This window comes from Paraburkholderia sp. SIMBA_054, from assembly GCF_046534875.1.
Classification (GTDB): Bacteria; Pseudomonadota; Gammaproteobacteria; order Burkholderiales; family Burkholderiaceae; genus Paraburkholderia; species Paraburkholderia hospita.
In genome coordinates, this window is record NZ_JAWRXV010000033.1 from 28,285 (window position 1) to 49,855 (window position 21,571).

Annotated in this window: 25 protein-coding genes; 8 read left to right on the plus strand and 17 right to left on the minus strand. The window is 63.4% G+C overall.

Translation table 11 applies throughout. The features are described 5' to 3' along the window. Positions 1 to 3 precede the first annotated feature (3 nt). From fabI to SB822_RS32955, 7 genes are all read right to left on the minus strand, one after another. Positions 4 to 783 (minus strand): enoyl-ACP reductase FabI, encoded by a 780-nt coding sequence (gene fabI, locus SB822_RS32925; protein ID WP_079501092.1) that lies wholly within the window; start codon positions 781 to 783, stop codon positions 4 to 6. Positions 784 to 785: 2 nt separating this feature from the next. Continuing rightward, positions 786 to 1,967: an acetate/propionate family kinase gene (locus SB822_RS32930; protein ID WP_007744752.1), complete on the minus strand. Its 1,182-nt coding sequence runs from the start codon at positions 1,965 to 1,967 to the stop codon at positions 786 to 788. A 19-nt stretch (positions 1,968 to 1,986) separates the two neighbouring features. After that, positions 1,987 to 2,928 (minus strand): phosphate acetyltransferase, encoded by a 942-nt coding sequence (locus SB822_RS32935; protein WP_007586067.1) that lies wholly within the window; start codon positions 2,926 to 2,928, stop codon positions 1,987 to 1,989. An 88-nt stretch (positions 2,929 to 3,016) separates the two neighbouring features. Next, positions 3,017 to 5,302: a DUF3141 domain-containing protein gene (locus SB822_RS32940; protein WP_410856514.1), complete on the minus strand. Its 2,286-nt coding sequence runs from the start codon at positions 5,300 to 5,302 to the stop codon at positions 3,017 to 3,019. 397 nt (positions 5,303 to 5,699) lie between these two features. Further along, entirely contained in the window at positions 5,700 to 6,854 is a 1,155-nt protein-coding gene (locus SB822_RS32945; RefSeq protein ID WP_079501094.1) for an acyl-CoA dehydrogenase family protein, read from the minus strand. Between the two features lie 78 nt (positions 6,855 to 6,932). Next, the gene (locus SB822_RS32950; protein WP_079488108.1) at positions 6,933 to 7,799 is read right to left on the minus strand and encodes an IclR family transcriptional regulator; all 867 of its coding nucleotides are present in this window, start codon (positions 7,797 to 7,799) and stop codon (positions 6,933 to 6,935) included. 259 nt (positions 7,800 to 8,058) lie between these two features. Continuing rightward, the gene (locus SB822_RS32955) at positions 8,059 to 8,940 is read right to left on the minus strand and encodes a DUF4148 domain-containing protein (protein WP_410856515.1); all 882 of its coding nucleotides are present in this window, start codon (positions 8,938 to 8,940) and stop codon (positions 8,059 to 8,061) included. Positions 8,941 to 9,170: 230 nt separating this feature from the next. Between SB822_RS32955 and SB822_RS32960 the strand changes: the two genes are divergently transcribed. The 4 genes from SB822_RS32960 to SB822_RS32975 all read left to right on the plus strand — a co-directional run bounded on the left by SB822_RS32960 (position 9,171) and on the right by SB822_RS32975 (position 11,734). Next, on the plus strand, positions 9,171 to 9,893 hold the full coding sequence (locus SB822_RS32960; protein WP_007586059.1) for a sulfite exporter TauE/SafE family protein: 723 nt from the start codon (positions 9,171 to 9,173) through the stop codon (positions 9,891 to 9,893). Positions 9,894 to 9,924: 31 nt separating this feature from the next. Further along, entirely contained in the window at positions 9,925 to 10,260 is a 336-nt protein-coding gene (locus SB822_RS32965) for a YbjQ family protein (protein ID WP_007586057.1), read from the plus strand. A 30-nt stretch (positions 10,261 to 10,290) separates the two neighbouring features. Then, the gene (locus SB822_RS32970) at positions 10,291 to 10,485 is read left to right on the plus strand and encodes a YqaE/Pmp3 family membrane protein (RefSeq protein WP_007586056.1); all 195 of its coding nucleotides are present in this window, start codon (positions 10,291 to 10,293) and stop codon (positions 10,483 to 10,485) included. Between the two features lie 121 nt (positions 10,486 to 10,606). Beyond that, positions 10,607 to 11,734 carry a sensor domain-containing diguanylate cyclase gene (locus SB822_RS32975; RefSeq protein ID WP_007586055.1) on the plus strand — a complete coding sequence of 376 codons (1,128 nt, stop codon included), beginning with the start codon at positions 10,607 to 10,609 and terminating at the stop codon, positions 11,732 to 11,734. 11 nt (positions 11,735 to 11,745) lie between these two features. On the opposite strand, the gene SB822_RS32980 is transcribed toward SB822_RS32975, so the two are convergent. From SB822_RS32980 to SB822_RS32990, 3 genes are all read right to left on the minus strand, one after another. Continuing rightward, a complete protein-coding gene (locus SB822_RS32980; protein WP_007586054.1) occupies positions 11,746 to 11,973 on the minus strand; it encodes a DUF2964 family protein in 228 nt (75 codons plus the stop codon). 30 nt (positions 11,974 to 12,003) lie between these two features. Then, complete coding sequence (locus SB822_RS32985) at positions 12,004 to 12,663, minus strand: hypothetical protein (RefSeq protein WP_410856516.1); 660 nt, start codon at positions 12,661 to 12,663, stop codon at positions 12,004 to 12,006. 93 nt (positions 12,664 to 12,756) lie between these two features. Further along, positions 12,757 to 13,149: a hypothetical protein gene (locus tag SB822_RS32990; protein ID WP_007586052.1), complete on the minus strand. Its 393-nt coding sequence runs from the start codon at positions 13,147 to 13,149 to the stop codon at positions 12,757 to 12,759. A 626-nt stretch (positions 13,150 to 13,775) separates the two neighbouring features. Between SB822_RS32990 and SB822_RS32995 the strand changes: the two genes are divergently transcribed. Next, positions 13,776 to 14,180, plus strand: coding sequence for a helix-turn-helix domain-containing protein (locus tag SB822_RS32995; protein WP_039901081.1), 405 nt, complete (start codon positions 13,776 to 13,778; stop codon positions 14,178 to 14,180). Between the two features lie 28 nt (positions 14,181 to 14,208). Here the strand turns inward: SB822_RS32995 and SB822_RS33000 are convergent, their stop codons facing one another. From SB822_RS33000 to SB822_RS33010, 3 genes are all read right to left on the minus strand, one after another. Continuing rightward, positions 14,209 to 14,646, minus strand: a complete 438-nt coding sequence (locus SB822_RS33000; protein ID WP_236674246.1) for a lytic transglycosylase domain-containing protein — start codon at positions 14,644 to 14,646, stop codon at positions 14,209 to 14,211. A gap of 90 nt (positions 14,647 to 14,736) precedes the next feature. Continuing rightward, a complete protein-coding gene (locus SB822_RS33005) occupies positions 14,737 to 15,126 on the minus strand; it encodes a hypothetical protein (protein ID WP_007586049.1) in 390 nt (129 codons plus the stop codon). A gap of 14 nt (positions 15,127 to 15,140) precedes the next feature. Continuing rightward, positions 15,141 to 15,497, minus strand: coding sequence for a hypothetical protein (locus SB822_RS33010; RefSeq protein ID WP_007586048.1), 357 nt, complete (start codon positions 15,495 to 15,497; stop codon positions 15,141 to 15,143). A 416-nt stretch (positions 15,498 to 15,913) separates the two neighbouring features. Here SB822_RS33010 and SB822_RS33015 point away from each other — a divergent pair, with 416 nt between their 5' ends. After that, the gene (locus SB822_RS33015; RefSeq protein ID WP_007586044.1) at positions 15,914 to 16,621 is read left to right on the plus strand and encodes an MgtC/SapB family protein; all 708 of its coding nucleotides are present in this window, start codon (positions 15,914 to 15,916) and stop codon (positions 16,619 to 16,621) included. Positions 16,622 to 16,691: 70 nt separating this feature from the next. Here the strand turns inward: SB822_RS33015 and SB822_RS33020 are convergent, their stop codons facing one another. Further along, a complete protein-coding gene (locus SB822_RS33020; protein ID WP_007586042.1) occupies positions 16,692 to 17,255 on the minus strand; it encodes a DUF4142 domain-containing protein in 564 nt (187 codons plus the stop codon). A 237-nt stretch (positions 17,256 to 17,492) separates the two neighbouring features. Here SB822_RS33020 and wrbA point away from each other — a divergent pair, with 237 nt between their 5' ends. After that, entirely contained in the window at positions 17,493 to 18,092 is a 600-nt protein-coding gene (gene wrbA, locus SB822_RS33025) for an NAD(P)H:quinone oxidoreductase (RefSeq protein WP_007586040.1), read from the plus strand. A 78-nt stretch (positions 18,093 to 18,170) separates the two neighbouring features. On the opposite strand, the gene SB822_RS33030 is transcribed toward wrbA, so the two are convergent. The 3 genes from SB822_RS33030 to SB822_RS33040 form a co-directional block, all read right to left on the minus strand. Continuing rightward, the gene (locus SB822_RS33030; protein WP_410856517.1) at positions 18,171 to 18,725 is read right to left on the minus strand and encodes a YbaK/EbsC family protein; all 555 of its coding nucleotides are present in this window, start codon (positions 18,723 to 18,725) and stop codon (positions 18,171 to 18,173) included. A gap of 85 nt (positions 18,726 to 18,810) precedes the next feature. Continuing rightward, complete coding sequence (locus SB822_RS33035; protein ID WP_114221745.1) at positions 18,811 to 19,827, minus strand: LysR family transcriptional regulator; 1,017 nt, start codon at positions 19,825 to 19,827, stop codon at positions 18,811 to 18,813. Positions 19,828 to 19,931: 104 nt separating this feature from the next. Further along, positions 19,932 to 20,513, minus strand: a complete 582-nt coding sequence (locus SB822_RS33040; RefSeq protein ID WP_410856518.1) for a DUF3331 domain-containing protein — start codon at positions 20,511 to 20,513, stop codon at positions 19,932 to 19,934. A 515-nt stretch (positions 20,514 to 21,028) separates the two neighbouring features. Here SB822_RS33040 and SB822_RS33045 point away from each other — a divergent pair. Continuing rightward, positions 21,029 to 21,406: a DUF427 domain-containing protein gene (locus tag SB822_RS33045; protein ID WP_007586033.1), complete on the plus strand. Its 378-nt coding sequence runs from the start codon at positions 21,029 to 21,031 to the stop codon at positions 21,404 to 21,406. Positions 21,407 to 21,571 lie beyond the last annotated feature (165 nt).

Consider the following 21,571-nt stretch of genomic DNA (forward strand, 5'->3'; position numbering starts at 1 on the left):
CGTTCAGCCGATGATGCTCACGCCGCCGTCGACGAACACCGTGTTGCCCGTCATGCGGCGCGCGTAGGGCGTCGCAAGGAACGCGCAGGTGTAGCCGACGTCCATGATGTCGACCAGTTCGCCGATGGGCGCGCGCTCGGCCGCTTCGGCGAGCAGCAGATCGAAGTCCTTCAGTCCCGACGCGGCGCGCGTCTTCAGCGGCCCCGGCGAAATGGGATGCACGCGGATGCGCTTCGGCCCGAGTTCGTGAGCCAGGTAGCGGCACGACGCTTCGAGCGCGGCCTTCACGGGCCCCATCAGATCGTAGTTCGGCACGACGCGCGTCGCGCCCAGGTAGCTCATTGCGAACAGCGATCCGCCTTCGTCCATCAGCGGCGCGGCGAGGCGCGCCATGCGGATGAACGAATGGCACGAAATGTCCATCGCCACCGAAAAGCCTTCCGCCGAACTGTTCAGCAGGCCGCCCTGCAGATCGGCCTTCGGCGCGAACGCGATCGAATGCACGGCGACGTCGAGCCGACCCCACGTCGCGCGGATTTCATCGAACACCGCTTCGAGTTCGCCGGGCTTCGACACGTCGAGCGGCAGCAGCAGTGACGCGCCGAGTTCCTGCGCGAGCGGCTCGACGAAAGCCTTTGCCTTCTCATTCAGATAGGTGATCGCGAGTTCGGCGCCAAGCTCGCGGAACGCGCGCGCGCAGCCGTACGCGATCGAATGTTCGTTCGCGATGCCGACGACCAGCACCTTGTGTTGCGCCATCACCTGGCTCGTTGGCGTGTCCATGCTTACCCCTCCAGCCGGCCAAGCGCGTGCCGGGCGATCATCAGTTCTTCGTTGGTCGGAATCACCCACACGTCGACGGCGCTGGTCGGACTGCTGATGCGCGGACCGTGTCGCTGGTTCGCCGCTTCATCGAGCGAGACGCCGAGCCACGCCGCCAGCTCGCCCACGCGCTTGCGCACCGGGTCCGCGCGTTCGCCGATGCCCGCAGTGAACACGATCGCGTCGAGTCCGCCGAGCGCCGCCGCGAGCGAGCCGAGTTCGCGCGAAATGCGATAGCAGAACAGCTCGACGGCTTCGGCGGCTTTCGGATCGTCGCTGGCGAGCAGCGTGCGCATGTCGCTGGAAATGCCGGACACGCCGAGCAGGCCGGAGCGCTTGTAGAGCAGCGATTCGATCGCGCGCGCATCCATGTTCGCTTCTTCGAGCATCCACAACACGACGCCGGGATCGAGGCTGCCCGAGCGTGTGCCCATCACGAGTCCTTCGACGGCGGTGAAGCCCATCGTGCTCGCGATGCTTTTGCACTGGTCGAAGGCCGTCATGCTCGCGCCGTTGCCCAGATGCAACACGACGGTTTTGCCCTTCGCGGCGCGCTCGTCGATTTGCGGCAGGACGCTCGCGATGTATTCGTACGACAGCCCGTGAAAACCATAGCGCCGCACGCCACGTTCTGTAATGTCAGGCGGCAGTGCGAAGCGCGTTGCGACAGCTGGCTGCGTGTGATGAAACGCCGTATCGAAGCACGCGATCTGCGGCACCTGCGCATTGCGCGCCATGATCGAACGGATGACGGCGAGATTGTGCGGCTGATGCAGCGGCGCGAGCGGCACGAGCGCTTCGAGATCCTGCATCACCTGCGCATCGACGCGCACGGGCTTCGAATACTTGTCGCCGCCATGCACGACCCGATGGCCAACCGCGAGCAGCGTCGCGCGCCCTTCGCCATGGCTGCGCAGCCAGTCGAGCAGAAATGCGGTCGCGTTGTCGTGCCCGAGCCGCTCGCCTTCGGGCCAGCGTTTGTCTTCGATGACTTCGCCGTTTTGCCGCTTCGCGGTGAAGCGCGGGTTCGTGTAGATCTCTTCGATCTTGCCGCCTGCAATGGGTTCGAGCTGCGCGCCTTGCGCTTCGAACGCATGAAACTTGATGCTCGACGAACCCGCGTTGATGACGAGGATGACGTCCATGCCACTCCCTCAAGACGTGTCAAACGATGGCGGAAGAGGGTTGCTCGCGCCGCGCGAGCGCGACCATCGACGCAACGGCGCACGAAGCAAGCCGCGTGATGACGGAATCCGCGCGGCTCGTGAGAATGATGGGCACTTTCGCGCCGAGCACGATGCCGGCGGCATCCGCGCCCGCGAGAAACGTCAGGCTCTTCGCGAGCATGTTGCCTGCCTCGAGATCGGGCACGACGAGCACGTTCGCATGACCCGCGACAGGCGAGTCGATGCCCTTGATCTTCGCGGCTTCTTCGTTGATCGCGTTGTCGAGCGCAAGCGGGCCGTCGAGTATGCCGCCCGTGATCTGGCCGCGGTCGGCCATCTTGCACAGCGCGGCGGCTTCGAGTGTCGATGGGACCTTGGAGTTGACGGTTTCCATCGCCGACAGGATCGCGACGCGCACAACGGGAAAACGCAGCGCATGCGCGAGGTCGATTGCGTTCTGCACGATGTCGCGTTTTTCATCGAGCGTGGGCGTGATGTTGACGGCGGCGTCGGTGATGATGAGCGCTTCAGCCCGACCCGGCACGTCCATGATGAAGCAGTGGCTCACGCGCCGCTCGGTACGCAGGCCGGTGGCGCGCGCGACCACGGCGCCCATCAACTCGTCCGTGTGCAGCGAGCCTTTCATCAGTGCCTGCGCACGGCCTTCATGCACGAGCTGCACCGCGCATTCGGCAGCGGCATGGCTATGCGCCGCATCGACGATGGGCAGATCGCCGAGATCGAGATTGCCTTCCTTCGCGGCCGCTTCGATTTTCGCGCGCGGGCCGACCAGTATCGGCGCGATCAGTTTCAGCCGCGCGGCTTCGATGACGGCCGACAGCGAATCGTGATCGCAAGGATGCGCGACGGCCGTAGGCGTCGGCGGAAGCGTGGCGGCAAAGGCGACCAGACGCTCGTATTTCTCGCGCTTGTGTTCCATCTTCAGTGCCCTCGTAGGTGAGGCGATCGGAGTGCCTGTCGTGCGCGGCGGACTGTAACCGTCCACTCGCGCACGCGGATGCCATCTGTCATTCGACCTGCTGGCGCGCGGGCTCCGCGCGCCGCGACGCTTTCTTCTTCGACGCTGATTCGAAAATCGTCAGTACGCGTGCAAGATCGGCGCGCTCGTGGTCGTCGAGCGTGAGCACCGTGCTGAGCTTGTCGATGTCGCGCGCGGCGGTGCGGATGTTGTCGGGCGGCGCGCTCGCGAGCAGGCCCGGCAAGGCGTCGATCGCCGCCTCGCTATCGAGGCGCAGCAGCGCGGCCTGTTCCCGCACGACATGCTTGAACGCCAGAATGCCCTGATCCGACAGCTTGCTCAGCATTTCGCGCGCGAGGTTGAAGCGGCGCTCGTCCGCTTCGCCATGCGTGCGCTTCACATACAGTAGCGCGCGCACGCTCGCTTCGAGCAGACCGCCTTCCGTCATGTCGTGGCGCAGACGTTCATGTTCCGCGACGATCGACGCTTCGCGCTCTTCGGTGTCGCCGGGTTCCGTCAACGCGGCGTTTGCTTCGCTGTCGCTACGCGGCGGAAGGCCCGCGAAGGCTTGCAGCCAGGGCGCGCCATAGACGGTTTCGAAAATCTGCTCGACGGCGGCGTCGCGCATGTCGCGATAGAGATCGAACGACGCGATGACGGCATTCGACATGGCCGTCTGCATCTGCAGGAACGGGTTGTCGGCTGCGACGGGCGCGCGCGCTTCCTTCACGCTTTCGGCCGCCTGCGCGACGGACGACGCAAACGGATTGCGATCGGACCACAGTTCGTACGTGACGCGCAGCGGATGCAGCTTGCTCGAAAGATCCGTTGTCCACGGCGTCGTGCATGCGCGCACCCACGGCTGCATGAAGCTGCGATACAGGCCGAGATTGACGCGCGACAGATACGCAGCCGTGGCGAAGCGCCGGTCGCTTTCGGGGTCGGGTTGCACGATCTCGCGCACGTCGGCGATGGTGCGTGGAGAAATGGACAGCACATACTGGCCTTGCGTGAGTTCCGCGTAAGGCGTCGCGTCCGTCTTCGCGCCCATGTGCGCTTCGTACAGGCCCGACGGCAGCAGGTCGATCAGATCGATATTGCTGACGAACTCGCGATGTTCTTTCTTCCCTGTGCTGCTCGACACGAAGATGCCGAGATGGCCGATGCTTTCGTGCGTCGCGTAGACGATGGTCTGGTCGTGGCCGAGCAGATCGGCGTCGTCGCGATAGAGATCGGTGATCCAGCCGAGCGCTTGCGGCGGCGGCGTGATGTTGTCGCCATATGAGCAGAACACGACGATGGGCGAGCGGATATTGCGCAGATCGAGCCGCACGCCTTCCGATGTCACGATCTCGCCGCTGACGAAGCGGTTGCCGACAAACAGGTTATCGACGATGTACTGCATTTCGCCCGCGTTCAAAAACACGTGGCCGCCCCAATACTTTTCGAAGCCGAGATAGCGCGGACCTTCCGTGTCGATGCTCGTGTACAGGTTGTACTGCTTGGTCCACAGCGTGTTCGCCGGGTTCAGGTTCTCGAAGTTCTGCACAAGCCACGCGCCGTCGAAGCGGCCATCGCCGAGATCGCCGGTGAGCGCCGTCAGCCACGAGCCGCCAAGCATGCCGCCTGAATAGCGCATCGGGTTTTTGCCGCGCCAGCCGGCCCAGTACGACACGGGTGCGCCCGCGACGACGATCGGGCCGAACAGGTCGGGGCGCATCGAGGCCGTCATCAGCACTTGCCAGCCTGCCTGGCAATTGCCGATCACGGCGGGTTTGCCGGGGCTGTTTGGGTGCAGTTCGATGACTTTTTCGAGGAACGCGGCTTCCGCGTGCATCACGTCTTCGACGGTTTGTCCTGGCACGGGGTCGGGCAGGAAGCCGATGAAATAGCAGGGATGACCCGCGCGCAACGCAGCGCCGATTTCGCTGTCGCGCTTGAAGCCGCCGATGCCGGGCCCGTGTCCCGCGCGTGGATCGACGACCACGAACGGACGCAGGCGGCCGGGATCATGTCCTTCCGCAAGGTCGCGGTCGGGCTTCAGATCATCCGGCGCGACGATGCGCACGAGCCCGTAATTGACGGGGCGCGGCAGCGTACGCCCATCGACGATGAGTTCGGTGCCGAAGTCGAGCACGTTGGGTACGCGCTCCTGCATGTGCGCCTGATACTGATTGCCGCGTTCGCGCATCACGTCGGCGAACAGCACGCTGCGCTGCCATGTGTCGACGGCGTAGGCGTAGCCTTGCGCGAACAGATTGCCCGGTATCGATGCGAAGGGCATCGAAGGCGCGAATGTGTCAGGTGTAGCGGCGGTCGGTTGAGACTGATTCATGGTCGCATCTGCTCCCTCAATGGGTCGCCGCCGCGGTCTCACGCGAGGCTCACATGCACACGCGATGCGCGCATGAAGCGCTTACCCGACGCGCGAGCATCGTCGCAATGAGTCGCACGGCCTGAAACCAGGGCGAGACATCAACGCGCCTCGACGAGGCGCGGCTTCGATCAAGATCAGCGATAAAAATGGCAGAAGTGTGACGCATTGATGAATGCGAACATCGGACACGCACGTTGCGTGATCCGGTGCTTGTTGCGTTGCGTCAACAACCCAGTGTAGGACGGGATGATTTTTCTGGCAATCTGAAATATGCCAGCGAGGATGTGTGGAAGTGAAGCGTTGACTTCGATCAAGGGGATTGCATTGCCCGCCTTGATCGAATGTTCTATCCAGGCTAGTGGCTCGCGTCGCGAATCATGTTGCGCGCGATCACCAGTTGCTGGATCTGCGTCGTGCCTTCGTAGATGCGGAACAGGCGCACGTCGCGATAGAAGCGCTCGACGGCATACTCGGACACATAACCCGCGCCGCCATGAATCTGCACCGCGCGATCCGCGACGCGGCCGCACATCTCCGACGCGAACAGTTTGCAGCACGATGCTTCTGTCGATACGTCCTGTTTGTCGTCGCGGCGGCGCGCGGCATCGAGCACCATCGAGCGCGCGGCGTAGATTTCCGCGCGGCTGTCGGCGAGCATGGCCTGCACGAGCTGGAACTCGGCGATCGGCTGGCCGAACTGCTTGCGCTCCATCGCATAACGCAGCGCATCGTCGAGCATGCGCTCGGCGGCGCCGACGCAGATCGCCGAGATATGCAGGCGCCCTTTGTCGAGCACTTTCATCGCCGTCTTGAAGCCGACGCCTTCCTTGCCGCCGATGATGTTCGCCGCAGGCACGCGGCAGTTCTCGAAGATCACGTCGCAGGTATGCGCGCCTTTCTGGCCCATCTTCTTGTCGATCTTGCCGAGCGACAATCCGGGCGTGCCTTTCTCGACGATGAACGCCGAGATGCCGCTCGCGCCTTTGATTTCAGGGTTGGTGCGCGCCATCACGGTGTAGATGCCCGCTTCGGGCGCGTTGGTAATGAAGCGCTTGGTACCGTTGATCACGTAGTGGTCACCGTCGCGGACAGCGGTCGTGCGCAGCGATGCGGCATCCGAACCCGAGCCCGGCTCCGTCAATGCGAACGACGCAATCAGTTCACCCGACGCGAGCTTCGGCAGATAGTAGTGCTTCTGCTCATCGGTGCCGTCGATGATGAGTCCCTGCGAGCCGATGCCGTTGTTCGTGCCGATCAGCGAGCGGAACGCAGGCGAGGTCCTCGCGATCTCGAACGCGGCGAGCACTTCCTCTTCCATTGTGAGTCCGAGACCGCCGTATTCCTCGGGAATCGACAGCCCAAAGAGACCGAGTTCACGCATCTCGCCGACGATGCCGGCGGGGATCTCATCCGTTTCGGCGACTTCGTTTTCGGCGGGCACGAGACGCTCGCGCACGAAGCGCGACAGCGAGTCGAGAAGAATGGACAGTGTTTCCTGATCGCGGATCATCGTTTTACCTGTGTGCTATGACGCGGTTTGCCTATCGCGCTCGCATGAACGCGTGAAGCGCGCCGCGCCGGGTCTTCTTCATCGCCGCCCGATGGCGGCCTCCACGCGTTTGACAAGGGCCACGAGGCGCGGGCCGATGTCGTTCTCCAGCTTGTCGCGGCTCAGCACGAAGGCGGGCCCGCCGCAATTGAAGGCCATCTGCGTGCCATCGGGTGCCATGAACGGCACGCCGACGCTCGCGATGTCCGCATCCCAGTCGCCATACGACAGGCAGAAGCCGCGTGTGGCGTAATCCTTTATTGCTTCGCCCATGCCGCTTTCAATGCGCGGCCAGGCAGGTTCGTCCTGCGCGCGCACCTGGTCGAGCACCGCGTTGCGTTCGGCATCGGTGGCGGCGGCGAGATACGCGCGGCCCATCGATGTCGTTGCAATCGGCAGACGCGTGCCGATGCTGCGCATCACGGTGATCGGCGCGCTGCTGCGCACCCACTCGACGTACATCATCGACAACCGGTCGCGCACGCCGATCGCCACCGAGCATCCCGCGTATTCGGCAAGCTCCTGCATCAGTGGCCGCGCGAGGTCGCGAATGTCGAGGTTCGACAACATCGCGTAGCCGAGCGACAGCACGCCCGTGCCGAGGCTGTACTTGCCGAGCGGTTCGTCGTAGCGCAAGTAGCCGAGCTTCGCGAGCGTGCCGGCGAGCCGCGCGACGGTGCCTTTCGGTAAGCCCGTTCTGCGCGCCAGTTCGGTCAGGCCGAGATGCCGTTCCTTCAGGCCGAAACAGCGCAGCAGTTCGAGGCCGCGCGCCAGCGCTGTGACGAACTGGCGATCGGTTTCGTACGGTTCGTCGTCGAAACGCGCGATGTCGCGATGCTCGGGCGGCTGGTTGGGACGCATGTCGCGCTTGTCTCCCGTTTTGGTGCTTGGGGCGAATGCTGTCATGTCGCTCAACTCCAAGTCAATCGGTTTTGGGGTGATGGTTCGCATAGCGGACCATTGTATAGCGAGCTTGACGGATTCGCCAGTTGGCTCTGGCAGGCGATCTGGCGCGGGGTTCGTATCTATTGTGAGATGGATTGTGAAGGGGTAATTACGGGGTTAACCACTAAAGATTGTGTGAGGCACCAGCGGGAGAAAAAGCGCGCACGCGGGCCAGTTAGCCTATGTTGGTGATTCGCAATGCGGACCGGACTGTGGAAGGCTACCAGGTCCGGATCGAAGGCTGCGTGTTGTCTCTCGGCGAACCGCCTGGACCATAGGGATCGGGATTGCCGAAGCGCGACATCGTTCCGTTCTTGCGCGCGCGACTGAGTTCGTCACGCACCTGGGCGCGTGTCTTTGGTGCGTCGCTGGGTGCGGCGGCGGGCGGCGGAGCAGTGGGCTCGTGCGTTTGCGCCATCGATGGCAGAGCAGCTGCCGGCGGCTGCTCGACGGGTTCGGCGACCGTCGCGGCAGTTTGCACCGCGGATGCGATCACCGGTTCCGGCCGCGCCTCAGGTTGAAGCGGAGCCGTGTTGGCCGCGTGATCGCTTACGGTTGCATTGTCCTTCACGCTGTCGGAGCGGATATCGACGAGCGGCGCTGCTTCAATTGCGGGTTGGTCAGGGTCCGAAGTGTCCGTCCCATGACGTGACGTTGCCGACCGCGCATGCGTCGTCTTCGCGGAAGCATGAGCGCGCACAAGCGGCTGCGCAGCGCTTTGCTCATTCAACGTTGCCGACGGCATTTCGCGCGCCTGCGCTTCGCGCACGGCCAGTTCCTTTTGCAGCAGCAGCGCTTGCGGCTCGTCACTGCGCATCGTCAGCACCGCGTTGAGCAGCACGTGCGCGGACGCGAGGTCGCCGCGTTGCAGGCTGTCGTGTACCGCCTGCAACACGCGCGCGATGCCCGCGTTGCGCGGATCGTCGACAGGCGCGTCGGGCGTCACGGGGCGCGCGGCGGACGACATGGCGCTATCGACGCGGCCGTCCGTATCCTTCGCAGCCGACTCGCGATTGCCGAACCGAAGCCCCAGCGTCGCAAGCGCCAGCGCGCCGATCAGCAGGCCGCCCGCAACGAACATTCTGTTGGATTCACTCAACATCGCGCTTCCCTTCGGGTCGATACCGCACACGTCGATACGCGCATCGCTACACGCGCATTCCGCAGACAAAAAAAGCGCGAGCTGCGCTCGTATGCAATACGAGTTGTAGCAGCAATTGGATGCAGCAACGCGGCCAAATAAAAATCTGGCGAGCAGGATTCGTCATAGGTTTGGCTGATGTGCCGCCATTTTCCAGTAGCATGGCGCCAACACGATTTTCGGGGATGCGCATGGGTTATCTGTTGGTTCTCGCCGTCGGCCTCGCGGCGGGCACGCTGAGCGGCGTGATCGGCACGGGCTCGTCGATGATGCTGATGCCCGTGCTCGTGATGCTGTTCGGTCCGCAGCAGGCGGTGCCCATCATGGCGATCGCGGCGATCATGGGCAATTTCGGCAAGGTGCTCGCGTGGTGGCGTGAGATCGACTGGCGCGCCTGCGGCGCGTATTGCTCGACCGCCGTGCCGGGCGCGGCGCTCGGCGTGCGCACGCTGCTCGCGCTGCCGCCGCATGCCGTCGAGATCGCGCTCGGCCTCTTCTTCGTCGCGATGGTGCCGGTGCGCCGCTGGCTTGCGCGTCGTTCGGTGCGCTTCTCGCCGTGGCACCTGGCGGCGATCGGCGCGCCCGTCGGCTTTCTGACGGGCATCGTGGTCTCGACGGGGCCGATCACGGTGCCTGTGTTCATGGGCTATGGCCTCGTGAAAGGCGCGTTTCTCGCGACGGAAGCGGCCGGCTCGCTCGCCGTCTATGCCGCGAAGGTTGCGACCTTCAACCACTTTGGCGCGCTGCCGCTGCACGTCGTGCTGGATGGCCTGATCACGGGTTCCGCGCTGATGGCGGGGGCGTTCTTCGCGCGGCGCATCGTCGTGCGCATGAGTCCCGGCACGTTCAGGCTGGTCGTCGACGGGCTGATGCTGTCGTCCGGTCTGTCGCTGCTGTGGGCGGCGGGACGCTGATCGAAACAGCTACAACAGGGAAGGGAACGACATGATCGAACGAAACATGGTCTCCACGGCCTTCGATTTGCCCGGCTATACCGTCGATACGTCGCTGGGCATCGCACGCGGCATCATCGTGCGTTCGCGCTCGGTGGTGGGCGCGATCGGCGCGGGGTTGCAGACCATCTTTGGCGGCAATATCTCGTTGTACACGTCGCTGTGCGAACGCGCGCGGCAGGACGCCTACGAGCGCATGCTGGCCGAAGCGGTGACGCTCGGCGCGAATGCCGTAATCGGCATGCGTTACGATGCGACGGAGATCGGCGCGGGCGTGACGGAAGTGCTGTGCTATGGAACAGCCGTACACGTGCGCCGCAACGTGTAACCGAAGTTTTTCAACCAGAAGGAAATGTCAATGCGTCTGTTGCTTGCTCTGCTTTTGCCGTGGTTCCAGTTCTTCACGATTGGCCGGCCGTTCGCCGGGATCATCTGCCTGGTGCTGCAACTCACGATCATCGGCTGGCTGCCGGCGGCGATCTGGTCCGTGTATGCGCTCAGCCAGTACAACACTGACCGCAAAATCGACGAAGCGCTCGGCCGGCGCTCGTAAGCGCATTCGTTGCAAACACATCTGAACAGGCTGGTTGCATGCATCGGCCTCAAGCAAATGCGCTTCGAGGCCGATAACCAGACGTTGGGCCTCTGTATCGGGCCCCAATGCCACGGCCCAGATGAGCACAACACACACGCCCCAGTCCATTCGCCTTCGCGCACTCGTCGATACGGTGCAGCGCAACGAACGCACGTTGCGCCGCTTCCAGGATGTCGAGCTTCAGTTGATCCGCGCGCAGGATTTCCCGTCGCTTTGTCGTGTGCTGCTCGACTATCTGCCACGCGAATTCGGACTGGAGCGCGTGACGCTGTGGCTCAACGACACGCTGCCGCTGCTGCACGAACTGGCGTTGCGGCACGCGAGCAACGCGAACCGGCGAAGCAACGAGAACAATGGGATGGCCGCCGCGTCGTCGCTGAAGACCTCGCGCGAGATGGGCGATGCCGCCGCGCGGCTCTGTTCTCAGGGCCGTCCGTGGCTCGGCACGCCCGCCGCGATGGACGACGCGGCGATCAATGCGTGCTTCGGCAGCGACCCGCGGCCTGCCAGTATCGCGCTGTTGCCGCTCGCGACGAACGGACAGCCGAGCGGCTATCTATGCCTTGCGAGCGACAACGAAAGCCGCTTTGCGCCCGGCATGGCGACCGACATGCTGGAGCGTTTCGCCGTGATCGTCGCGGCGAGCCTCGATAACGTCGCGCATCGCGAGCAGCTCGAACGCCTTGGCGCAACCGACGCGCTCACGGGTCTGCCCAACCGCCGCTATTTCGACGAACGCCTGCGCGAAGAAACGACGCGCGCGTCGCGCTACCGGCTGCCGCTTGGCTGCCTGTTCATCGATATCGACGGCTTCAAGCCGATCAACGACGCGCACGGTCACGCCGTCGGCGACCGCGCGCTGGCGATGGTCGGCGCCTGCCTGCGCAAGCAGACGCGCCTCGGCGATACGATCGCGCGCTACGGCGGCGAAGAATTTGCCGTGCTGCTGCAAGGCGACCTGAAGGATTCGCTGGTCGTGGCCGAACGCATGCGCGCAGCCGTCGCGCAACTCGACCTGCGTGACAACGATGGAGCGGACGATGGCGCGCGTATTCCGTTGACGGTGTCGATCGGCGTATCCGCGCATGCGATGCAGCAAGGCGCCGATCTCGACGGCCTCGGACGTACGCTCGTCGACGAAGCCGACCGCGCGATGTACAAGGCGAAGAGCGGCGGACGCAATCGCGTGGCGACGCTCGTCGTGTAAGCGCGGCTGCGCTAGTCGTCGACGAACAGCATCGACACGTAGAGGATCGTCGACACGACGATGATGCCGACGCCGACGAAGACTTTCGTGCGGTTGAATTCGAGCCCGCCGTTGATCGCGACGGCAATACCGGCGACGGCCGACAAGGTGCCGATCGCAGCCAGCACGACGTGCGCCTTGCTCCAGATCATTTTGCGGCGCGCGCGGCGCTTCGGGGAATTCCAGGGTTCAATAGGCATCGGGTTGATTGTGCGGGACTGCGAGATGATCTACGACTCCGTCTCGCCAGCATGGCGAGACGGAGTCGTGCAAACGCGCGCTTGCTTGATCGGCGTACCGTTGCGGGTAATCTGCACGGCTGTCGCGGACACGTAGGTCGCACGAATGCTGTCGCCAACCTTGATTTTCTTAAGTGGCACGTCCTGCGAGACTTGCAGGACCACGGTGTGCTGAGGGCCGCGCAGCGTGACCTCGCGCTTCTTGCGGTCGATCTTCTGCACGGTCGCGACCACCTCGACGTGGCGCGTCTGCGTCGACGCGCCGCCTTGCACGGGTGTGGTCGTTTGCGATTCGACGCGCGAACGCACGCCCTTCGCGTCGACCTTGTCCGCCATTAGCAGCAGCGCGCCCTTGTACGAGATATGCACCTCGTCGCCGACTTTCAGCTTCTTCACGTCGCCGACATCGGGATCGACGTCGACGATCGTCGTCTCGCCGCGCGGCCCGCGTATCGTCACTTCGTTGTTGTCGGCGTCGATCTTGACGATGTGCGCCGTGACGTCAGCAACGGCGGCCGTACCGATGGCATTCGGGGTGGGCGAGGACGCCGGATTGTCCTGCGCGCGAGCATCGATGGCGGGCGCGGCGAGCGCAGCACATGCGGCTGCGATGGCCAGGATGCGAACCGGACGGCGAGCTGCAAGTTGCATAGGAGACTCCTCGGTAGAATGGGCCTGCGGTCCGTGGGGCCGATTGGTCGCGACGAAGCTGGGCGCGAAGCCGGCGTCTGGGGTCAGGCAGGTTCAGGCGGGTTCAGCAACGTGGTTGGCCGCTTTTCTTCTTGCATCTTCATAGACGCGGCGTCGTTCCGCCTCGACCAGCAGGCGCTTGCGCTTGACCGACTGGCGATGAATGGGCGGTCCCATTACCGCGACGTAGTCGGCATAGCGATGCTTCTGGTAGCGGCGGAAAAAGTCGGGGCCGGGCAAGCCGTTGCTCAGCGCGAGCAGCACGCCATAGTCGATGGCCGACACTTCGCCGAGCGACGCGATGGCGCGCTCGAGTGCGTCGTAGCGGACGGTGAGCGGATCGCCCGCGCCGAACATGGCGTGAAAGCGCTGATAACTGAGGAGACGCTCATGTTCCGCGGCGCGTCGCAATGCCAGCACGATGCGCTCGACCCGTTCGGCTTCCATCTTGACCTCCTCGCGTGATGCGCCGTCGCGCGAGCAATACGCATGCTGCGCGACAGGCTATTGCGATTAATTGGCTATGCCGTTTATAGATGAAATTGTTTCGCGTCGCTGGAATATTGATTTAACTCAATTATGCAAAAGCATTTTTTTTTGAGCATGCACATACACGCCGCTTTTTAGAGCGGCAAACAAAGCATGAGTAAATACTATTGGCGATGCAATCGAGGTGTTCGATTTTGTAGCCAGATCTTGCCATACAACGTTCCCTTGAAAACGTAGCAGGCGCACGGACCAAAGTGCGGATTGTCAGGCTGGAGTGCACTCGATGCGAGTAGCGGTTACAGCATGCTAGCAAACGATTTCGGTAAGTTCAAGGCGCAATGTAATGCTCTTGAAAAAAATACGAGGACTTTGTACTGTTGATCGAAATGGTTTGACTGTTTATTGCCGTTAAATGAAACGCAATAAAATCCGCAAATGATTTTTCGATATTCATGAAATTTTACGGATAGCCGACACAACAGGGCTTGGAACATATATTGGTTTTTTATGTCATGTCATCTGCCACGCAGGCCCGTTATGCGGCACCTTGGGCTTTCGTCGTCCGACCGTCAGCGAGACCGCTCATGCCTTCACGAAACGAAGCATTGCCGACTGTCATGCGCAGGCTCGCGGCGGGCAAGATGCTGATGGAAGGTGCGTCCGTTAGCGACATCGCCGCGCAGCTGCATATCTCCGAAAACACCGTGCGCAAATATCGCGCGCTCGTGAACGAGGGCGGGCTGGAGTCGTTGCGGCAGATGAGTGTGGGTGGCCGTTCGTCGGTGCTCGACGAGGCCGCGATGCAGTGGATCGCGGCTGCGCTGAGCGGGCCCGCGGGTATACACGGCTTTCCGTCCGATGCATGGACCAGCAACCGTCTGCGCGAGCTGATACGCGCGCAGTTCGGTGTCAGCTACTCGCGTGTCTACACATGGCAGATCGCCACCAATCTCGGCCTAGGGCACCGGCTTACCAAATCCCGCAAGTGAGCGCACAAATAAGCGCGCGCCGTTGTCCTCAGTGCGACGCAGGCAGCAGTTCACCCCAGGCGACGAGAATCTTCTGGATGCTGCGCGCGTAAGCGTCGCGCTCTTTCGGCGACTCCGAGTGATATGCGCCGATCGCGCGCCATGTGTTGCCGTACTTCACCATCTTCTGCTTCATGAGCCACGCGGCGACATAGATGTTCACGCAAGCATCGGTGAGCGCGCGATGCGGAATGCCGAGGCGCTTCAGATCGCTGAAGTGCACGGAGTTGATCTGCAACTGGCCGACGTCGATCGAACCATTCGCGTTGCGGTTGACGGCAGCGGGGTCGCCTTTCGATTCATGCCACGCGACGGCGCGCAGGATCAGCGGATTGACGCCCTGATAGACAGCAGCCTGCTCGAAGCAATCGTCGGCGTGGGCCGTGCCGCACGTCAACGAGGCAAGCGAAAGTGCGAGCGCGCCCAGTGCGCGTCTGAGCGGGCGCAGCGAGCGGGGCGCGGCGCGGAGTCGATGGTTGAGCACGTGTGACGCTCCGTCGAGTGTGCGAATCAGCGGTTATTTCGCCAGCGCGAGGTCGAGCTGCTTGTCGACCGAGCGCAGATAGGTGCGCGAAGCGTCCGACACGACGAGGCGCGCGGTGGGCGCGGTGGGCCGCACGTCGACGGCGGCGCGCACCTTGCGCTTTTTCGCGGCGGGTTTTGGGGCGAGCGGCTCGTCGTCGTCGGTCGTAGGCGGCAGCATCGCGAGCGTCGGCAGCGGCGGATAGACCTTGTCGGCGGCGGCTGTTGCGGCTGCTGCGGCGGCCGCGCCATTGGTGCTATTTGCCGTGGCGGCGCCGTTCGCCGACAGCGTGCCTGCGACGGCCGGCTGACCCGCTTGCGCGGCTTCGCTCATGAACGTGGTGAGCGCAACGAGGCTCGCCGCGCAGATGACGGTGCGGAACATGACGTGGCTTTCCCTCATGGCGTCGCGGCTGTCGGCCGGACCGACACGCTATACGGTTGATTCGCGCCCGCCGTCAGGTTCTCGAGGCTGAGCTTCGCCGGATGCTGCGACGGCACGCCACGCCAGATCGCCTGGTTCAGGTACGGCAGATCCTGGCCGAGGGCGGTGACGAGAATCGTGGTTGGCTGCTTCTGCGCAGCGGCCAGCGCGCCCGCCTTGGCGAGCACGGCCGACAGTTGCGGATCGCGTGCGCCGAGCGCGTCGGGCGGAATCGTAAAGCTGATGACATCGTTCGACACGGGCGGCTTGTCCGCCTGCGGCGCCGTATTGGCCGGCAATTGCGCGCAACCGGCCAGTGCGGCGAAAACCATACAAAACGCAAGCTGCTTCACGAGCTGCTCCCAGAAGTCGTTGACGCTATTTCGTATTTGTCGGCAGAATCGCGTCGAACTTGATATGCAAACCGCAAACGTTTGCGAAATCGGGAAACTTGACTCAAGAATGGTGGTCGTTCGGAAACTCTGACCGTGGAGGATTGGGAAAGCGGTGAGGTTGCCTCAGGGGTTGGCGGCGCAACGGGGCGTGTTTGAGCGCGCAACTGGTTTTATGCCAATGGCATTTCCGCTTGTCGATCACCAGGAACGTCGCGGCAGTCGCACTAATTTGGCGATCAACATGATCGCGTAACACAGACCTGATACACAGCGGCCTCAGGATATCGTCCCCATGCCTGGCTCGAACGCCGGGCTTCATCCCACATCGGTCCTGCATCAACTAGTCAAACGATATGTCAGCGGATTTCATCTGGAGGCTGCTTGCCGCGTTCGCGTGCGGCGTCGCAATCGGTCTCGAACGTCAGATGCGGCAGCGCACGGCGGGACTGCGCACGATCACGCTCGTCGCGAGCGGCGCTTGTCTGTTCGTCACGCTCGGCATGCTGACGGGCAATGGCGTCGCGGGCGTCACGCAGATCGCCGCGTATGTGGTGTCGGGCGTGGGCTTCCTGGGCGGCGGCGTGATCATGCGCGACAAGGGCTCGATCCAGGGCATCAATACGGCGGCGACGCTCTGGTGTTCGGCGGCCGTCGGCGTGCTGTGCGGCGCGGGGCATTACGGACCGGCGCTCGCGGGTACGGTCGTCGTGCTCGTGACCAACACGGTGCTGCGCGAAGTGAGCCGCGCGATCAACGCGACGCCGGTGTCGAGTGCGGACCTCGTGCGGGAATATGTGTTGACGGTCGTGTGCCGCGAACAAGACGAGATCCACATTCGCACGGTGCTGTCGAACTCGATGTATTCGCAACCGCTGTCGTTTCAGAGTCTGACGAGCGAGGATGTCGAAGGCGATCCGTCGCGTATCCAGGTGACGGCGACGTTGCGCATGCACCCGAAGGATCAGGCGAAGCTCGAATTGATGGCGAGCCGGATCAGCATGGAGAAGAGCGTGTCGAGCGTCAGTTGGTCCGCGAAGGAAGTGGAGCCGACGCCTGAATGAAAAAAAGCGCATCGCGTGGCGATGCCGCGATGCGCTTTGCTGAACGTCTACTTCTATTTGAGCCGTGGGCTTACTGCGTCGCGAGATGCTTGCGCTTCGCGAGTTCCTGCGCGGCCGCGTACTGCGCCTGGATGGTGGGCAGCGCCTTCTGCGCGGCTTCCTTCAACTGCGCGTCACGTCCCGATGCGATCTCTGCCTGGAACGCCGACAGCGTCTTCTGCTCGCCGCTCAATGCGACCTGCTCGATATACGCCTTGTCGAATTCCGCGCCGCGCAGATTCTTGATGCTGTCGAGCGTCGCGGTATCCGGATTGTTGTGCGGCACGTCGACGCCCCGCGGGCTTGCTGCGCGCAGCGCATTGGCGATCGTGAGGTTGTCGGCGGCGACTTTTTCGGCGAATGCCTTCACGTCGCGGTCCGTCGAACGCGACGTTGCGATGCGCGCGGCATCGCGCTGCGTGGCGACGGCTTGCGTGCCGTCGTTGACGAAGGTCTGGTCGGCTGCATGCAGCCGCACGGAATCCGCGGACGCGGCCTGTGCCGGTTGCGTGGTTTGCGCGTTCACCGCCGATGCGAACAGCAACAGACTGGTCGTGGATGCACAGACGATGGAAGCGATGGGCAAACGGATCATGTGTTCTCCTTCAGTGATGTATGAATCAGCCGAAGGCATTCTAGGGGCCGGTCCCGCGTGCAGGTGAAACGACGATGTCGCTTGTGTAACGGGGCGTAAAGCTTGTGGCGCGCAGCGCGCTGCGATGCAATACGTTCGCGCGCTGCGAACGTCTGCGAAGACATGTGCCGCGCGTCTGGAGTATCGTGTGTGCCACGGCAAACGGTGCCGGCTTCGCACACTCGTCAGGAGATCGCAATGGCCAAGGTTCTCGTTCTCTATTACTCGTCGTATGGGCATATCGAAAAGATGGCGGAGGCCATCGCGGAAGGCGCGCGTGCCGCGGGCGCGCAGGTCGATATCAAGCGCGTGCCGGAGACCGTGCCCGAAGAGATCGCGAAGAAGTCGAACTTCAAGCTCGATCAGCAGGCGCCCGTTGCGACGGTCGCCGATCTCGAGCAATACGATGCATTCGTGGTTGGCACGGGCACGCGTTATGGGCGCATGTCGTCGCAGATGGCCGCGTTTCTCGATCAGACGGGCGGACTATGGATGCGCGGCGCGCTGAACGGCAAGGTCGGCGCGGCGTTCGCATCGACGGGTACGCAGCATGGCGGGCAGGAGACCACACTGTTCTCGATCATCACGAACCTGATGCATCTGGGGATGATCATCGTGGGCTTGCCGTATAGCCATCAGGGAATGATGAACATGACGGAGATCGTCGGCGGCGCGCCTTATGGCGCCACGACGATCGCAGCGGCCGACGGTTCGCGTCAGCCGAGCGCAATCGATCTGGAAGGCGCGCGGCATCAGGGCGAACTGGTTGCGAAGACGGCGGCGAAGCTGTTTGGCTGAGAGGTTTTTTGCTTGTTGACGTCGGCGGCGGGGCGATTGAATGCACAAGAACTCGCGCGCGATTCAGTGCGTCGTCGTTCAGGCCGCTGCCGGCGCGTCGGGCGGCAACGTCAGTTGCGCGACTTCGACGTTGTCGAGCTGTTCGAGCACGGACGGTGCGAGCAACAGCTTCGCCTTGCGAATGCCTGCGCCCATCACCACCTGCCCGCGTTCCATCACGCCGGCATCGACGAGAACGCGCCAGTTCGTGGGCAAGCCGAACGCCGTGATGCCGCCGAACTCCATCGCGCTCTGTTCCGTTGCGAGCTCACGCTGCGCGAACGAAATGCGCTTTGCGCCCAGCGCGGCTTTCACTGCGCCGTTGACATCGAGTCGCAGCGAGCCGAGCGTCACGATCGCGGCCAGATGCTCGCCGCCATCCTTCTTGTACTTGACGACGATCGTGTTCGCGCAGTCTTCCATCGGAAAACCGTAGCGTGCGCTGAAGTCGGCGGTGTCCGATGCGTCGTCGGTGACGGAGAACACGACGATGTCGCGGCCTTCGATGGACGCGGCGACATGCGAGGGAAGATGCGCGCCGATGCTGTCGGGCGCGATGATGTCGAGCTTCTGAAGCGGTTCGTGCGAAAGCATGGTGACCTGTGAGCAGTGGGCGGACGAAAACAATGCGCACACATTGTACGATTTGCGGCCTGTTTACGGCATCGCGGGTATGGAGTCAGTCGCTGCGCGAGTGTGCTTTGGTAGTGGCTTCCACGGGAAAAAGATGCACGCTCATGAAGTCGACGAAGGCCCGCATTTTCGGCGTCAATTGCCCACCCGAAGGCCACAGCGCGCGAAACACGCTGAGCGCGCCGGAGTATTCGCGCAGAACCGGGACGAGCGTGCCGCTCTCCACCTGCGCGCGCACCGTGAAATCCGGCACGCATGCAAGGCCGAGATCCTGCTCGGCCATCGCGATCAGCGGCTCGACGGCCGTTGCGACGGCGGTCGTGGGCAACTCGATATCGATCGACTCGCCATCGCGTTCGAGCGGCCAGCGGCGCAGCTTCCCCGTCGTCGGAAAACGATGCTGAAGACACGCATGATGGACGAGCGCCTCGGGCGTCGTGAGGGGCGGATGCTTCGCCAGGTACGCGGGTGACGCGACGATCAGATGCACATACGTGCCCATGGTTCGCGTGATCAGTTGCGAGTCGTTGACGTCGCCCGTGCGCATCACGACGTCGAAACCTTCTTCGATCACGTCGACCATGCGGTCGCTGAAGTCGATGTCCAGCATGATCTCGGGATACGCCTTCATGAACTCGCCGATCACGGGCATCAGCAGCTTCGTGACCATCGGCATGCTCACGCGCAGCTTGCCGCGCGGCGCTGCATGCGCGAGCGCGAGTTCGCTCTCCGCGGCCTCGATCTCCTCGAAGATGCGTTGGCAGCGCGTGAGAAACAGCGCGCCTTCGGGCGTGAGCGTGATGCTGCGTGTGCTGCGATGAAAGAGCCGCGCGCCGAGCCGTGTTTCCAGCCGTGAAATGGCCTTGCCGACTGCGGAAGCCGAGATCCCGAGCTGGCGGCCTGCTTCCGTGAAACTGCGGGTTTCGGCTGCGCGCACGAAGATGTTGAGCGAGCCGAAGCGGTCCATTGCGCCCGTACTCGTCGTGCCGTCGATCGTCGCCGACGACGCGGAGGAGTGCAGCTTGACGGGCGCCGTGCGCGCCACATCGGCTTGTGTAGCCATGGCAGGTCTCCGGAACTGAAAGCGCCGCCCGGCGTGTCAGCGCGGGCGGCGCGTCGCACGCTAGCCGTGCGCGTCCGAAGTGTAGCGCGTACGCGCCGTGTCGATCATTCGAGGTCGTCGAGCTGTTCCGCGAGGATCATCTGCGACATGTTGCGCGGGCGGCTCGACGGACGGCTGAACGGTCCATAGACGGCATCGCCGCGCACGATGCTGGCGCCCGTCAGCGCGCACACGCCGCGCGAGCGCGCAATGCGGCGCACCCACAACTGCTCGGTATAGCGGCCGGCCGTCGAATCGCGCCACGTAATCGAAATCGACTTCGCGCCGAAGCGTTCGACGAACGTGATCACCGCGTCGCTATGCTGGCTCGCAGCCGCTTGCACGCGTTCGGCCGTGGGGCTGCGGCGCGCGGGACGCGCGGCGCAAGCGCCCTTGTCGCATTTGTCGGATGATGCGAGCTTGCTGTCCTGCGCGGGCGACTTGCCGAGCCGCGAAATCGTCGCGGTCCATGGGTCGTGCAGCGCGGGCGCGGCGGGCGTAACACCGCCTCCTGCAGACTCGGACCGAAGGTCGGCGTACAGCGTTTCCTTGCGACGCAGTTCCGGCTCACCGTTCGCGCGCCGGTTTGCGTGGGCGCGAGGCCTGGGTTCAGGCGTAGTGCCTGTTGCAGTTCCAATCCTGCTCACGTCGACTCCTCGTTAAAGCGTGCCCCTTCGAGCCGGCTCATTCGATCACGCAGAACCTTACGTTCTGCTTTTGATGGCCACCCGGCAGCCGCACTTGCGGCCACTTGCGCGCGGGCGAAAACGCATGCGCCGCACGTCGCCGCGCCCTGACGGCGAACGATGGGAGCGGCTTCACGCTGCATCACAGCGTTTCAATCAGCTTTCGCGGCCGGCACGGATGACCGGTCGCATGGCGTGCATCCTAACGGCTTGCCATTGGCAGATAAATGCCAGCTAAATGAACACTCAATTTATCTAATTCAAACAATGGGACGGCACGGATACGGCAAACGACGCCAATCGCTTGCCGCATCAGGCTGTCCGGCGATGCATATGCACACCGATCGTGCGCGGAAACGCCCGATAGCCGCCACGCGGCGCAAGGTCTTGTCTTGACATCGCAAGACGGGCGACCATACTCGGACGGTACTTCGCCGCCCGGCCACAACCTGTTCCCATCGGAAGGACACGTCGACATGCACAAGACAGTGAAGATTCCCGGACCCGATCATCCCATCACGATTGCAAAAAGCGGATCGCGCGTGGTCGTGTCCGTGGCAGGACACAAGATCGCCGACAGCACCGACGCGCTGTCCTTCCATGAAGCCTCGTACCCGGAAGTGCTCTACATTCCGCGCAAGGACGTCGACATGTCGCTGCTCGAACGCACCGGTCATTCGACGTATTGCCCGTACAAGGGCGAGTGCAGCTACTACAGCATTCCCGCTGGCGGCGAGCGTTCCGTCAATGCGGTGTGGAGCTATGAAAGCCCGTACGAAGCGGTCGAGTCGATCCGGGAACATGTCGCGTTCTATCGCGACCGCGTGGACGCCATCGAGGTCAGCGCACAATAAGTACGCAATGAGGACGTAATGAGGACGCAAGCGGGCGGCTGGTTTCTGGCCCGTTGCGGTGACATCGAAGCCCTCGTTCGAGGGCTTCAAAACTTTCACTTCTTCCATCGAATCGCGACGCGTCGTCGCCGGTTCTCCGTCGTATTTCCGTCGTTGACACCGCTG